The sequence below is a fragment of the Kribbella sp. NPDC050241 genome (genome assembly GCF_044459685.1).
Lineage (GTDB): Bacteria > Actinomycetota > Actinomycetes > Propionibacteriales > Kribbellaceae > Kribbella.
In genome coordinates this window covers 272,440-286,133 of record NZ_JBITJE010000007.1, presented here as the reverse complement: position 1 = coordinate 286,133, position 13,694 = coordinate 272,440, and the positions used below count along the sequence as shown (strand labels likewise).

The 13,694-nt window shown below is 68.3% G+C and carries 11 protein-coding genes; 3 read left to right on the top strand and 8 right to left on the bottom strand.

What is annotated here, in order from left to right:
• Position 1: 1 nt before the first annotated feature.
• Together ACIBG5_RS30340 and ACIBG5_RS30335 are read right to left on the bottom strand one after the other, a co-directional pair.
• Positions 2 to 616: an anti-sigma factor family protein gene (locus tag ACIBG5_RS30340; RefSeq protein WP_396394908.1), complete on the bottom strand. Its 615-nt coding sequence runs from the start codon at positions 614 to 616 to the stop codon at positions 2 to 4.
• Positions 613 to 1,119 (bottom strand): sigma-70 family RNA polymerase sigma factor, encoded by a 507-nt coding sequence (locus ACIBG5_RS30335; RefSeq protein ID WP_396394907.1) that lies wholly within the window; start codon positions 1,117 to 1,119, stop codon positions 613 to 615. Before ACIBG5_RS30335 ends, ACIBG5_RS30340 begins: the two co-directional genes overlap by 4 nt.
• A gap of 88 nt (positions 1,120 to 1,207) precedes the next feature.
• On the opposite strand from ACIBG5_RS30335, the gene ACIBG5_RS30330 reads away from it, so the two are divergent.
• Entirely contained in the window at positions 1,208 to 1,738 is a 531-nt protein-coding gene (locus ACIBG5_RS30330; RefSeq protein ID WP_396394906.1) for a hypothetical protein, read from the top strand.
• Here the strand turns inward: ACIBG5_RS30330 and ACIBG5_RS30325 are convergent.
• Both ACIBG5_RS30325 and ACIBG5_RS30320 read right to left on the bottom strand, forming a co-directional pair.
• Positions 1,732 to 2,235 carry a winged helix-turn-helix domain-containing protein gene (locus ACIBG5_RS30325; protein ID WP_396394905.1) on the bottom strand — a complete coding sequence of 168 codons (504 nt, stop codon included), beginning with the start codon at positions 2,233 to 2,235 and terminating at the stop codon, positions 1,732 to 1,734. The genes ACIBG5_RS30330 and ACIBG5_RS30325 overlap by 7 nt on opposite strands.
• The gene (locus ACIBG5_RS30320) at positions 2,235 to 3,011 is read right to left on the bottom strand and encodes a TrmB family transcriptional regulator (RefSeq protein WP_396394904.1); all 777 of its coding nucleotides are present in this window, start codon (positions 3,009 to 3,011) and stop codon (positions 2,235 to 2,237) included. Before ACIBG5_RS30320 ends, ACIBG5_RS30325 begins: the two co-directional genes overlap by 1 nt.
• Before the next feature lie 155 nt (positions 3,012 to 3,166).
• Between ACIBG5_RS30320 and ACIBG5_RS30315 the strand changes: the two genes are divergently transcribed.
• The gene (locus ACIBG5_RS30315; protein ID WP_396394903.1) at positions 3,167 to 7,189 is read left to right on the top strand and encodes a S8 family serine peptidase; all 4,023 of its coding nucleotides are present in this window, start codon (positions 3,167 to 3,169) and stop codon (positions 7,187 to 7,189) included.
• A 6-nt stretch (positions 7,190 to 7,195) separates the two neighbouring features.
• Here the strand turns inward: ACIBG5_RS30315 and ACIBG5_RS30310 are convergent, their stop codons facing one another.
• Both ACIBG5_RS30310 and ACIBG5_RS30305 read right to left on the bottom strand, forming a co-directional pair.
• Entirely contained in the window at positions 7,196 to 7,732 is a 537-nt protein-coding gene (locus ACIBG5_RS30310) for a YbhB/YbcL family Raf kinase inhibitor-like protein (RefSeq protein ID WP_396394902.1), read from the bottom strand.
• A gap of 96 nt (positions 7,733 to 7,828) precedes the next feature.
• A complete protein-coding gene (locus ACIBG5_RS30305) occupies positions 7,829 to 9,100 on the bottom strand; it encodes a phosphodiester glycosidase family protein (protein ID WP_396394901.1) in 1,272 nt (423 codons plus the stop codon).
• Positions 9,101 to 9,272: 172 nt separating this feature from the next.
• Here ACIBG5_RS30305 and ACIBG5_RS30300 point away from each other — a divergent pair, with 172 nt between their 5' ends.
• Positions 9,273 to 10,199 carry an AEC family transporter gene (locus ACIBG5_RS30300; protein ID WP_396394900.1) on the top strand — a complete coding sequence of 309 codons (927 nt, stop codon included), beginning with the start codon at positions 9,273 to 9,275 and terminating at the stop codon, positions 10,197 to 10,199.
• A 4-nt stretch (positions 10,200 to 10,203) separates the two neighbouring features.
• On the opposite strand, the gene ACIBG5_RS30295 is transcribed toward ACIBG5_RS30300, so the two are convergent.
• Positions 10,204 to 10,965, bottom strand: coding sequence for a hypothetical protein (locus tag ACIBG5_RS30295; RefSeq protein ID WP_396394898.1), 762 nt, complete (start codon positions 10,963 to 10,965; stop codon positions 10,204 to 10,206).
• 142 nt (positions 10,966 to 11,107) lie between these two features.
• Positions 11,108 to 13,648: a valine--tRNA ligase gene (gene valS, locus ACIBG5_RS30290; protein ID WP_396394897.1), complete on the bottom strand. Its 2,541-nt coding sequence runs from the start codon at positions 13,646 to 13,648 to the stop codon at positions 11,108 to 11,110.
• Positions 13,649 to 13,694: the final 46 nt, after the last annotated feature.

The window sequence follows — 13,694 nt, the reverse complement described above, 5'->3', positions numbered from 1 at the left end:
TTCAACGCGTCTCCGGGGACACCGTGCTCAGCACTGTGTTCCCGGAGGTCACCACCTCGAGCCGCTCGATGTCCTTCAGCGCGATCGACGTACTTGCCGGGACGTTCGCCTTGTAGGTACTCGTGGTCGCCCACCAGCCCGCGGTCTCCACGCTGCCGTCCCGGCCGTGGACGAGGAGCTCGCAGTGCTCCCCGGGCTTCAGATCGGTCATCCGCAACTGGATGTCGGTACCCCAGCCCTTGCTGGTCAGCTCCGCCGTCGTGTCGATCCCACTCACGCCGTTCGTCGCCGTCCACGTCACAGAGTCCGGAGTGTCTATCGCTTGCCAGCCCACCACCCCGCCGGCCGTCACCACCGCGACGGTGGCCGCCGCAGCCAGGATCCACCGACGGGTACGTCGTACCGGACGTGGGGGCAGTGGGAGTGGCGCCGGATCCTCCGCCTCGATGTCGTCGGGCGGAACGGTGTGCAACAGGCCGGGGAGAGGTGCGAACTGGAGCAACGCCTCGCGGCAGGACGCACACGTGCGCAGGTGCTGATCAGTGGCGTGGCGCTCCGCGCTGTCCAGGGCACCAAGGACGTAGGCCCCGATAGCGATGGTCTCCGGACACTTCATGACCCCGTCACTCCCCGTTCCTCCAGTGCGGCCCGCAACGCGTGCAGCGCGTAATAGCTCCTCGACTTCACCGTCCCGGGCGGGATCCCCAGCACGACGGCGGCTTCCGCGACAGTTCGCCGCCGGTAGAACAGTTCGACGATCACCTGCAGGTGGTCGTGACTCAGCTCGTGCAGAACCTCGGCCACCTGCCAGGCCTGCAGGACCCGGTCGATGTCGTCGGCCTCGGCCGCCGGGTCGCGCCGCCCGTCCAACGGCACCTCGGTGACGCGGGCCACGCGTTTGCGCCGCCCGGAGATGACGAGGTTGCGCGCCACCGTGAACAGCCACGGACCGGCCCGTTCCGGATCCAGCTGGTCCGCATGTGTCCAGGCCCGGGCCATCGTCTCCTGCACGATGTCCTCGGCGTACTGGTGATCGCCGCCCACCGAACGCAGGACGTAGCCGAACAACGGTCGCCGGTACCTGTCGTACAGCGCGCGGATCACCGTTTCGTCATCCACACAAGGAGATACGCGCCAGAGCCGTCAAAGGTTCAACTGAACCATCTCCGGAGCGCGTGCGTAGTTGTCCCGGAGAGGAGAACATCCCATGAGAGCTTTCAATCTGTTGCTCGGGGCAACCGCAGCGCTCGCCACGCTGACCGCGTGCGGTGCCGGTGGCAGCAACCAGCAGGCCGCCGGTGACCAACCTGCCCCTGCGGCGAACGGCGCCGTGTCGGTCAAGGACGTGAGCGGTATCGGCCAGACCCTGGTCGATCCGGCCGGCAAGACCGTCTACTTCGCCGATCAGGAGGCCGGCGGCATGATCAAGTGCACGGCCGGCTGCCTGGAATTCTGGATGCCGGTCGAGGGAACGGACAGCGCGGCCAAGGCCATGGACGGTCTCGGGGTCGTCCAGCGGTCCGACACAGGCAAGAGCCAGCTCACCTTCCAGGGCAAGCCGCTGTACACCTTCCGCCTCGACACCGCAGCGGGCCTGCACAAGGGCCAGGACCTGACCGACGAGTTCGACGGCGCCAGCTTCACCTGGCACGCCGCCACCACCACGGCCGCGGCTCCCTCGCCGGCTCCGTCGACCTCGTCCGGCTCCGGCAACGGCAACGGGGGCTATGGCTACTGACCGCGGATCAGCCGGAGGTCCTTCCCGTCGACCAGGCGGAAGCCGAGGCCGCGCGCGGCGTCGATGTGGACCAGGACGCCGGCCAGCCGCAGCTTGGCCCGGAGGCGCTTGATCACCGACTGCACGGCCGCGGGTCCGGTGAAGTACGAACCGTCCCAGGCCCGGTCGTGCAGTTGCTGGTACGTCCAGATCCGGCCGGGCCGCTCCGCCAGGCACGCGAGAACCTTCAACTCGTGCGGTGTCAACGGCAACGGCACGCCGTGCCAGGTCGCCTCGTGATCGTCCAGGCGCAGACCGCCTACGCGTACGACGGACGCGTCGCCGGCGGGATGGCCTCCGCCGGATCCGCGGAACTGGCGGAGGAACTGACCGGCGACAGTGGGGTCGGACGCGACTACGAGCACACCGATGCCGTCGAACTGAGCGGCGAGCCGGCTGCGCTCCTCGGGACTGCTGGCGATACAGACGACGACCGGGACAGCGGCGGTGCCGTCCATCAGGCCTGCTTCAGTGGTTCGGAGGCGCTCCACAACGTGTCGAAGAGGAACTCGAGTGCGGCCGCGAGTTCGTCGTTGCGGACGATGATCGCGACCACGCCGGTGACCCCCGGCGCGACCAGTGGCATCACCACGGTGTGCGCGTCGAACAGGGCGAACTTCATCGGCAGCGCGCCCGGATACACTCGCGCCTGCTCGCCTCCCGACGTCCAGGACGGCAGGTTCTTCGCGACCACCGGATCGGCGAGGATCGCCTTGTCGTAGATCGCCCGGGCCCGGACGCCCCGCCGGAGCGCGCCGAGCTCGCCCTCGTTCGAGCCGCCGACCTGGAGCGGTCCGCGGACGACCACGTCGATGCTCTCGCGTGCCTCGGACTGGAGCCGGTCGAACCGCTGACCGACCAGGCTCGGGGTGCGGAGGATCTCGACGAGTTCGCCGTCCGCGCCGGTGCTCTGCTCGAACAACTTGGACAGGTCCGGCAACACCTGCTCGACCTGCTGCTTGCGGTTCTCGAGCTCCTGCTGCTCGCGTTCCAGCAGTGCGGCCAAGGCCCGGTCCGGGGGAGCGGCGTGGTAGCGGCTGCTGTAGCCGGCGCCCGCGTCGATGAGTCCTTTGTCGACGAGCGAACGCAGTACCAGGTAGACGCTGCTGCGCGAGGTCCCGGTCCGGTCGGCGATGGTCGCGGCGGGCAGTGGTGCCTCGCCGAGCAGACAGAGGTAGACCTTGGCCTCGGTCTTCGACAGACCCAGCTTTTCCAGCAACGACTCCGTGTCCATCTGGCTCCCTCCCGGACGTCCTAGCTCCAGTCAACAAGTTCTCCAGTCGCTGGACGACATCTGCCCACAAAGTGCCGACAGTTTGCCCCGCTTTCTGCCGCCGAGGCGACATAAAGTCACCGGCCACCCTGCCATTTCCACGGAAAGGTCGGCATATGAGACTCCGGGCGGCCGTCATCGCCTGCATCGCACTGCTCGCAACCTTGCTCAGCGCTCCGGCCCGGGCGAATCCACCGGCGGCAACCTCGCCGGCCGGGACGCCACGGGCGGACAAGATCCAGCCGGCACTACGGGACCAGTTGACCCGCAAGTCGGTCGCTCCCGTCGCCTTCTGGGTCCGGTTCGGCACGCAGCCGGACCTGTCGACGGCTGCCGCCATCGACGACTGGAAGGCGCGTGGCACGGCGGTCGCCGAGGCGCTGCAGCGCGCCGCCCAGTCGTCGCAACACGACATCCGGGCCCAGCTCGACGCGGCTGGGACGTCGTACCAGTCGTTCTGGGCGACGAATGCGATCCGCGTCACCGGCGGCAGCTTGGCGATGGCCGAGCAACTCGCCGCGTCGGCCGACGTCGAGGGGCTGTACGCCACGACGTCGTACCAGCCGCCCGAACTGGACAAGAAGACCGCGGCGGCGAAGGAGGCCGCGGCGGTCGAGTGGGGTATCGCGAACATCAACGCCGACGACGTGTGGAACCAGTACGGCGATCGAGGCGCCGGGATCACCGTCGCCAGCATCGACAGCGGTGTGCAGTACGACCATCCCGCCCTGGTCCAGCAGTACCGCGGCACGAAGCCGGACGGGACGTTCGACCACAACTACAACTGGTTCGACGCGGCCGGCACCTGCGGACCGGTGCCGTGCGACCACGACGGTCACGGCACCCACACGATGGGCACGATGATCGGCGCCGATGGCATCGGAGTCGCACCCGAGGCGAACTGGATCGCGGCGAACGGGTGCTGCCCGAGCGACGCGTCGCTGATCGCGTCGGGCCAGTGGATGCTGCAGCCGACCGACCTGGCCGGACAGAACCCCGACGCCGGCCGTCGCCCGCAGATCATCAACAACTCCTGGGGCAGCGAGACACCGTCGAACGATCCGTTCATGGAGGACATCACCAAGGCGTGGGCGGCGTCCGGCATATTCGCGGTGTGGTCCAACGGGAACAACGGCCTCAGCTGCCACACCAGCGGCTCACCGGGCAGCCTGGCGTCGAACTACTCGACCGGCGCGTACGACGTGAACGACACGATCGCGGACTTCTCCAGCCGCGGCAGCGGCCAGGACGGTGTCACCAAGCCGAACCTGTCCGCACCTGGTGTCGACGTCCGGTCGTCCGTTCCGGGCGGCTACGCCTACGCCAGTGGTACCTCGATGGCCGCACCACACGTGGCCGGCTCGGTAGCACTGCTGTGGTCGGCGGCCCCCGGGCTGGTGGGTGATGTCGACGCGACGCGCGCTCTGCTCGACGGGAGCAGCGCGGATACGCCGGACGGACAGTGTGGCGGGACAGATGCCGACAACAACGTGTACGGCGAGGGCCGGTTGAACGCGTTGGCCTTGGTGGACTCCGCACCGGTGGGCGACACCGGAACGCTGGCCGTCGCGGTGACGGACTCACGGACCGGCAAGGCGATTCCGTCGGCCGGGTTGAAGATCACCGGGCCTGTCAGCCGGGAGCGCACGGCCGGCGACGACGGGAAGTACTCGCTGCCGCTTCCGGTCGGCACGTACAGCGTCGCGGCGTCCTCGTTCGGGTACGACGGTGGGACCGCGCAGGTGACTGTCACCGCGGGGAAGACGACTCAGGTGGCGGTGCGGCTGCGCTCGATGCCGCGGGTCACGGTGTCGGGAACGGTCGAGGACGGATCCGGTCAGGGCTGGCCGTTGTACGCCAAGCTCACGGTCGACGACGTGCCGGGTGGAGTCTTCTACACCAAGCCGGAGAACGGTCGCTACAGCTTCGAGTTGCCGGCCAACGCGTCGTACAGCTACAAGGTCGAGGCGGTCTATCCGGGGTACCGGGCCGGCTCCGTGGCGATCGATGTCCGCGGACAGGATGTCAGGCGGGATGTGTCGCTGACGGTTGATCCGGACTCGTGTGTTGCCCCTGGCTACAGCTATGCCGGAGTCTCGACGGACTTCGATCACGGTCAGCCGGCTGGTTGGACCAACAACGGATGGCGGTTCGACGATCCATACCGGACGAGAAACCGGACCGGCGGCAACGGCGGGTTCGCGATCGGGCAGACTCCGGGCAATCCAGTCGTGCTCGACGCGAGCCTGGTGTCGCCGGCGCTGGATCTGCGCGGGCGGAAGTCGCCGGTGATCACCTTCCGCCAGAACCTGCAGTCACTGAGCGAGAACAGCGACGTCGATCTGAGTCTGGACGGTGGCATGACCTGGCAGACGGTGCTGGACCAGCCGGATGACGTACAGCCGGAGCGGACCGTCGTACCGATCCCGCAGGCTGCCGGCAAGGACGGCGTCCGGGTCCGGTTCCACTACTGGGACGCGAAGTACAACACCTACTTCTGGCAGGTCGACGACGTGTTCGTCGGTGACCTGACCTGCGGTCCGGTGACCGGCGGTCTGGTGCTCGGACAGGTCAGTGACCGGAACACCGGTGCGGTGCTCAACGGCGCATCGGTTCAGCTTGCGGATCGGACCGTCCGGACCGCGGCGACGCCGGCCGATGGCGGAGTGGGCGACGGCTTCTACTGGATGTTCTCGCCGGCCGGACGTCAGACAGTGGGCACGAGCTTCGTCGACTACCAGGACAGCTCCGAGCGGGTGCAGGTGCAGAGCCGGCGGATCAGCCGGGTCGACCTCCGGCTGTCGGCCGGGGAACTGTCTGTGAAACCTGGTGCCGTGACCATGGACGTCAAGGCGGGCGGCGTCGCGACAGCCCGGTTCACGGTGCAGAACACCGGGACGGCTCCGGCCGAGATCAGCTTCGGCGAACGGCAGGTCGTGGCCGCTGGCAACAGTGCCTTGATTGCTGGCAGCAACAGTGTGGCCCGGGTTCCGGGCGACTACTCGCCGCTGGCGTTGGCGCGTGATGGCCTGGATGCGAAGGGGCAGGGGGCTGGGGCGCCGGCGGCTGGGCCGTGGGTCGATCTGACTCACTACCCGACCCGGATCATGGACAACACCGTTGGTGAGGTCGGCGGGCTGGTGTACTCCGTCGGCGGTGTCGACGGGCGGCTGACCACCGCGAAGGGCTATGTCTACAACCCGTCGACGCAGGAGTGGTCGCCGATCGCGGATCTTCCGGACGGCCGGGAGAACGCGGCCGGGGCGTTCATCGGTGACACCTTCTATGTCAGCGGCGGCTGGGGTCCCGACCTCGTCCCGTCGAAGAGCACCTTCGGCTACGACCGTCGTACCGACACCTGGACACGGTTGGCCGACGCGCCGGATGCTCAGGCGGCCGCGGGCCGGACGGTCCTGGACGGGAAGCTGTATCTGGTCGGCGGATGTTCGAACGCCTGCGACTCGACGAACGTCCGGCGGTACGACCCGGCCACCAACACCTGGGACGTACTCGCGGCCTACCCGGAGCCGGGCGGGCATCGGGCCTGTGGGGTGCTCGAGGGCAAGGTGTACTGCGCCGGCGGGATCCGGCGTGGTGGGGCCATCTCGCAGAGCACGTTCGCGTACGACCCAGCCACGAACGTGTGGACGAAGAAGGCCAATCTGCCGATCGACCTGTGGGGGATGGGCTACACCGAGTCGTACGGACGGCTGCTGGTCTCCGGCGGGATCACCACCGTGGTCTCCGGTGGCAGCACGACCGGTGCCATCACCAACGAGGGGTTCTCCTACGACCCGGCGACCGACCGGTGGTCCGCGCTGGCTCCGTCCGGGCATGTCCTCTACCGCGGTGGCAGCGCGTGCGGGCTGAACCGGATCGGTGGATCGGCCAGGTCCGGGTTCATCCCGGTCGACTCGGCGGAACAGCTGCCGACGTACGGCGCGTGTGGCGAGACGGATGTGCCGTGGATGTCGGTCACGGGTCCATCGACGACGTTGGCTCCGGGCCGCAGCGTCACGGTGACGGTGCGGGTGAACGCCGCTGGTCTGAAGGCCGGTGTCTACTCGGCGGGCGTTTGGGTCGGGGAGAACACGCCGTACCTGGCCAAGCCGGTGGACGTCACGCTGCGGGTCCGCTGATGGTGCTCAGCGGGAGAACAGTCCGGTGAGGCGGCCGCGGGTGAGGGTTCTGTCGTCGATGGCGTTGAGGGCTTCTTCGAGGTCGGCGCCGTTGGGGAGGGCGGTTGCCTCGGAGAGGGCGTAGATGGTGAAGCGGTAGTGGTGTGTGCCGCTCGGCGGGCAGGGGCCGTAGTACTTGGCCCCGCCCGCCGAGTTCTTCGCTTGCCTGGCACCGGGCGGCGTTTCGCCTTCTGCGAGGGAGGTTGTGGTCGGCTCGAGGTCGAGCAGGACCCAGTGAGTGAACGTGCCGCGGGGTGCGTCCGGGTCGTCGACCACAACGGCGAGGGCGCCGGCGTTCTGCGGCACGTTCTTCCAGGCGAGTGGCGGTGAAACGTCGTCGCCGTCGCAGGTGTACTTGCGCGGGATCGAACCGCCCTCGCGGAACGCCTGGCTGGTCACGGAGATGCTGGCGGGTGCGGTTGTGGCCGGTTCCTTGGCCTGGCCGCCGCCGCATCCGGCCGTCCCGAGGAGGACGGTCGCGCACAGCAGCAGCCGTAGTCGCACCCGCTCAGCGTCTCACGAACGTGCGAGCCTTCTCAGTGGTCGGGATGCTCAGGGGTCGGGATGCTCAGGGGTCGGGATGCTCAGTGGTCAGGAGGCTCAGTGGCTGGGGACGAAGACGATCGCGTCGCCGACCGCGCGCTCGGCGCCGCCGGTACCGCTCGGGTGGTTGACCAGGGTGCCGTCCTGCAGCGCCATCGCGGTCGACCCGCCGCCGTCCAGGTTGATCGAGTTCCGCAACCCCAGCGACTGCGCGACCGCGGCCGTCTCGTCCATCGTCGTCCCGACACTCGTGGTCTGCCGCCCGTCGAGCGTCGCGAGCACGATCTTTCCGTCCGGCGTCGTGCCCGCGATCGTCCGCGGGTTCCGGTCGAAGAAGCTACCGGACCCGTCCGGTACGACGATCTCGCCGGTGGCCGTCAGCCGGTAGCGACCGGTCACGCCGTACAGGCCGCTGCGCAGCGGGACCTTGTCGCCGTCCTCGTTCGACAGCTTGAGGTCGCGGTCGAGGCATCCGCGCGACGCCACGTTCAGCAGCGCGACGGTGTCCTGTCCGGTCGCCTGCAGCGACGTCTGGCCGGCCTTCAGACTCGTGCCCCGCGTCGTCGCCGTGCTGACCACGCATCCACGCCGGTCGAGTACGACCTCGACGCCCGCGCCGGCCGGAGTCGCCGCGGCGAACTCGGGCGTGAACAGTACGACGTCACCCGGGGACGCGCAGGTGGTCTGGTCCGGCAGGCTCGCGCAGTCGGCCGGGATCACCGGCCGGTGGTTCACGAACTCGAGCGGCAGCGTAGCGAGCGTCGCGCGGTTCCGCACCTCGCCCGACCACTGCAGGTGCCCGGCGACCATCTTGTTGCTCTTGGCATCGATCAGCAGGTTGGCCTCGGCCGGGTCGGTCAGCGGCTCGCTCAGCAGCTTGCCGTCGGAGATGCCGAGGCCGACCGGGTCGCCCGGGTACAGCGGATCAGCGGTGAAGGTGAAGAACGACGCGTTGACGCCGGCCACCGCGCCCGCAGACCGGACCAGGTCCGAGGTCTTCTCGACCCTCGCCAGGTCCGGCCCGTACGTCGCCTGCAGGTGGCCCTTCGCCTTCAAGGGATCGATCGTCAGCACGCTGACGACCCACGGTCCCCGGGTCGTCGTGTTGATCTGGTCGGCGGGCGCTGGTTCGGTCCCGCGCACGATCCGGGTCAGCGTCACGCCAGGCGCCAGTTCCTGGCTGCTGCGGGTCTCGGCCAGATCAGGGTCGCCGAGCGGCAGTCCACTGCCGGCGGCGGTCGCGTTGAGGGGGAGTGCGACGCCGATCGTGGCGGCCGCCGCGACCACGGTCGCCAGCGCACCACGCACAGTTCGAGGGGAAAGAGTCATGGTCACCATCCTGTTCGTCGGTGGTGGAATCTTTCCTCTCAAGGCGCTGTCTCGTCAGCATCTGACAGGTTAACGGTTTCGTCACCTGTCCGAGGGCTGAGCGGGGCCGGGGCGGCGGATGCGTTGTCATCTACGATCCGCACGTGCCAACGTCCTCGAGTGCCTGACCGCCATGTCCGCTGTCGTCGGTGCCTTCGTCGCCTTGGTGTCTGTTGCGGTACTGGGGTACGTCGTCGGACTGATCGGCGTACTGCGGGCGCAGGACGAGTTGGTTTTGTCGCGGATGGCGTTCTTCGTGGCTACGCCGGCGCTGTTGTTCACGACGGTGGCGCGGGCGGACCTGCACGCGATCTTCTCGGTCGTCCTGCTGACCAATGTGGCCAGTCTGTTCGTGGTGCAGTTGGTGTTTCTGCTGGTCGCTGCGGTGATCTGGCGGCGGACGAGATCTCAGGCGACGATCGGTGTCCTCGCGTCGTCGTACGTGAACGCGGGCAACCTCGGCGTACCGGTGGCGGCGTACGTGCTGGGGGACGGGGCGTTGGTTGCGCCGATCGTGTTGTTCCAGTTGCTGGTGATGGCTCCGGTGGCGTTCGCCGTACTGGACGGTGATCGGCAGGGGTCCGGGCGGCGGGTGTCGTTGCGGGCCGTGGTGACGCGGCCGTTGCGGAATCCGTTGACCGTGGCGTCGCTGCTCGGGCTGCTGGTGGCTGCGCTCGGTGTGCAGCTGCCTTCGTTGCTGATGCGGCCGATCGACCTCGTGGCGGCTGCTGCCGTGCCGGTTGCGTTGGTGGCGTACGGGCTGAGCTTGAGTGGCGGCACCAAGGACTCGATCAGCTTGCGGCGGGACGTCGTACTCGCCGTCGTGCTCAAGACGGTCCTGCAACCGATCGCCGCGTATGTCTTCGGACGGTGGGTGCTCGATCTGCACGGCATCGCACTCCTCGCGCCGACCCTGCTGGCCGCACTACCGACTGCCCAGAACGTCTACGTGTACGCCGTTCACTACCGCAGCAGCCGGACTCTCGCGCGGAGTGCCGTGCTGATGAGCACGCTGCTGTCGATTCCGATCATGATCGCGATCGCCGGATTGCTCAGCTGACCGGTCACTTCATCGCGTTGAAGGCTTCCTCGGCGACCGGCGCTACTGCGTCGACGGCCACGCCGTCGTTGCCCGACTGGGCAATCACGGTCAGCGTGTTGGAGCCGCGGTAGCACTGGGTCGGCAGGTTGCCGGCCGACTCGACGCAGGTGGCGCGGCCGACTCGCTTGATCTGGTCGGGGGTGGCACCGGAGTCGGCGAGGGTCTTGTCGATGTCGACCTTGCCGCGCAGGGCGATCACCACGAACATCCGATTGCCGTCGAGGTTCCCGTACGCCTCGACCGTTGCCTGCTTCCCGTCGTTGATGCGGCTCAGCGCCTCGCGGGTCTGGTCCAGTTGGAGCTGTCCGCGGATTTCCTGATCCGTGATCCGGTCAAGACCCGCGAGCTTGGCCGGCGGGGTGATCCCGCGCGCTGTGTTCAGCCTGTTGAGCGGCCCGAAGCCCCAGATGTAGCCCAGCAGCGCCAGCACCAGCAGCACGACCAGGATCCCGCCCACAGTCATCCAGGGACCCCGGCGAATCCGCCGCCACCACTTCTTCTTCGCGACCTTCTCCCCAGCCGCGACCTTCTCTCCAGCCCCAGCCTTCGCAGGCGCATCACCCTTCTCGCCCGTCGCAGCCTTCTCACTCGCAGCAGCCGTCTCCGCATCGGCCTTCGTGGGCTTCGGGTCCTCGACCTTGGCCAGTTCTGCGGTGTCCGCCATGTCGGCGGCCGTGGTGGTAGAAGCCTTGGACGTGGGGTCCGGGGTGGTGGGGTCGCTCATACAGGCTCCTCAGGACTGGCAGGACGCACGGTTCGGCCCGATGGTGTCATATCGGGACAACCCGATTCCGCAGCGTAGTCGTTGACTGCAAACGAATGGTGCCCGCCTCCCCGACGGGAGACGGGCACCATCCAAGTACAACTCAGAGCGTCGCGACCACGCTGACCGAGTCGGATTCGTCCGCATGCCAGACAATCTCACCGGTGATCCGGCCCGCGGCCCGCAGGTCGGGCTCCGCCCGCTCCGCCAGCGTGAGCCGGGCGGCCGGGCCGCTGACCTCGACCTTGCTGACCTCGGTCTTCATCGAGACCTGCGCAGCGGACTTCGCCCCACGGATGCCCGCAAGCACCTCGGAGACCGCATCCAGCACCTCGGGCTCCTGCGCGGCGACCGTCAGGTCGGCGTCAGGCTCCGGCCAGCGGGTCAGGTGGATCGAACCCTCCTGCCACCACGACCACACCTCTTCGGTCGCGAACGGCAGGTACGGCGCGAGCAGCCGCAACTGGACCGACAACGCGACTGCCAGCGCTGCCTTCGCCGAGGCTGCGCCGGCGTCACCCTGACCGCCGTACGCGCGCTCCTTCACCAGCTCGACGTAGTCGTCGCAGAACGTCCAGAAGAACCGTTCGGTGACCTCGAGTGCACCGGTGTAGTCGTACCGCTCGAAGGCGGCGGTCGCGTCGGTGACAACCGATCGCAGCTGCTGCAGCATCGCCAGATCGACCGGCTCGGTGACCGCCGCCGGGTCCACCGTCGACGCGCCGAAGCTGAGCACGAACTTCGACGCGTTCAGGACCTTGATCGCCAGCCGGCGGCCGACCTTCATCTGCGACTCGTCGAACGGCGAGTCCAGCCCCGGTCGTGCCATCGCGGCCCGCCACCGGACCGCGTCCGAGCCGAACTTGTTCAGAATCTCGGACGGGACGACCGCGTTGCCCTTGGACTTGGACATCTTCTTGCGGTCCGGGTCGACGACGAAGCCTGAGATCATCGAGCGCGCCCATGGGAGCGTGCCGTTCTCGAAATGCGCCCTGACGATGCGGGAGAACAGCCAGGTCCGGATGATCTCGTGGGCGTGTGTGTTCAGGTCCATCGGGAACGTCCGGGCGAACAGGTCGTCGTCCCGCTCCCAGCCACAGACGATATGCGGGCTCAGCGACGAGGTGGCCCAGGTGTCCATCACGTCAGGATCGGCCTCGAACCCGCCCGGCTTGCCGCGCTGGCTCTCGTCGTACCCCCGCGGAGCCTGCGAGGTCGGGTCGATCGGCAGCTCGGCCTCGCTCGGCATCAGCGGGTGGTCGTAGTCCGGCTCGCCGTCGGCGTCGATCGGATACCAGACCGGGAACGGGACGCCGAAGAAGCGCTGGCGGGAGATCAGCCAGTCGCCGTTCAGTCCCTCGACCCAGTTGAGGTACCGGTGCCGCATGTGCTCCGGGACCCAGGCGAGCTCGTTGCCGCGCTCGATGAACTCCTGCTTCAGGTCGGCGTCCCGGCCGCCGTTGCGGATGTACCACTGCCGGGTCGAGACGATCTCGAGCGGCTTGTCGCCCTTCTCGAAGAAGTTCGCCATCCGCTGGGTCGGCTTCGGCTCGCCGTCCAGGTCGCCGCTCTCGCGCAGCTTCGCGACGATCAGCTCGCGAGCGCTGAAGACGGTCTTGCCGGCCAACTCGGCGTACAGCTCCGAACCCTCCAGCCACGGCGGCGTGTCACGCAGCAGACGGCCGTCACGGCCGATGACCGTGCGGACCGGCAGCTGCAGCTCGCGCCACCAGAGGATGTCGGTCTGGTCACCGAAGGTGCAGCACATCGCGATTCCGGCGCCCTTGTCCATCTCGGCGGCCTCGTGCGCGAGGACCGGGACCTCGACCCCGAACAGCGGGGTCTTCACGGTGGTCCCGAACAGGTGCTTGTAGCGCTCGTCGGAGGGGTGGGCGATCAGCGCGACACAGGCCGGGATCAGCTCGGGCCGGGTGGTCTCGATGTAGATCGGGCCGTCCGCGCCGTGGAACGCGATCCGGTGATAGGCACCGGCGTACTCCCGGGCCTCGAGCTCGGCCTGGGCGACCGCGGTCTGGAACGTGACGTCCCACATCGTCGGCGCCTCGGCCAGGTAGGCCTCGCCACGGGCGAAGTTGCGCAGGAAGGCACGCTGCGACGTACGGCGGCTGTCCTCGGAAATCGTGGTGTAGAGGTACGACCAGTCGACGCTGAGGCCGACCTGCCGCCACATCGCCTCGAACGCCTGCTCGTCGATGTGGGTGAGCCCACCGCACAGTTCGACGAAGTTCTGCCGGCTGATCGAGACCTGCTTCTTCGGGTCAGGCTTCGCCGGCGGCGTGAACTCCGGGTCGAAGGGCAGGGTCGGGTCGCAGCGGACGCCGTAGTAGTTCTGGACTCGGCGCTCGGTGGGCAGGCCGTTGTCGTCCCAGCCGATCGGGTAGAAGACCTTCTTGCCGCGCATCCGCTGGAAGCGGGCGACCAGATCGGTATGGGTGTAGCTGAAGATGTGCCCGACGTGTAGGGACCCCGAGACCGTCGGCGGGGGCGTGTCGATGGAGAACACATCGGCTCGCTCGGCGGTGCGGTCGAAGGCGTAGGTCTGCTGCTCCTTCCATACGGCAGCCCACTTCTCCTCGAGTCCTTCGAGGCTGGGCTTGTCTGGAACGCGGGACGTCTGGCTCATGCGCACAATCGTAGTGGTTGTCAAGGGGTGCTCCGACCGCTTTATC

Excerpts from the sequence above, each read along its gene's own strand:
- ACIBG5_RS30325 (WP_396394905.1), bottom strand. The coding sequence starts at position 2,235 with ATGGACGGCACCGCCGCTGTCCCGGTCGTCGTCTGTATCGCCAGCAGT.
- valS (WP_396394897.1), bottom strand. The coding sequence starts at position 13,648 with ATGAGCCAGACGTCCCGCGTTCCAGACAAGCCCAGCCTCGAAGGACTC.
- ACIBG5_RS30295 (WP_396394898.1), bottom strand. The coding sequence starts at position 10,965 with ATGAGCGACCCCACCACCCCGGACCCCACGTCCAAGGCTTCTACCACC.
- ACIBG5_RS30340 (WP_396394908.1), bottom strand. The coding sequence starts at position 616 with ATGAAGTGTCCGGAGACCATCGCTATCGGGGCCTACGTCCTTGGTGCC.
- ACIBG5_RS30300 (WP_396394900.1), top strand. The coding sequence starts at position 9,273 with ATGTCCGCTGTCGTCGGTGCCTTCGTCGCCTTGGTGTCTGTTGCGGTA.
- ACIBG5_RS30330 (WP_396394906.1), top strand. The coding sequence starts at position 1,208 with ATGAGAGCTTTCAATCTGTTGCTCGGGGCAACCGCAGCGCTCGCCACG.
- ACIBG5_RS30320 (WP_396394904.1), bottom strand. The coding sequence starts at position 3,011 with ATGGACACGGAGTCGTTGCTGGAAAAGCTGGGTCTGTCGAAGACCGAG.
- ACIBG5_RS30305 (WP_396394901.1), bottom strand. The coding sequence starts at position 9,100 with ATGACTCTTTCCCCTCGAACTGTGCGTGGTGCGCTGGCGACCGTGGTC.
- ACIBG5_RS30315 (WP_396394903.1), top strand. The coding sequence starts at position 3,167 with ATGAGACTCCGGGCGGCCGTCATCGCCTGCATCGCACTGCTCGCAACC.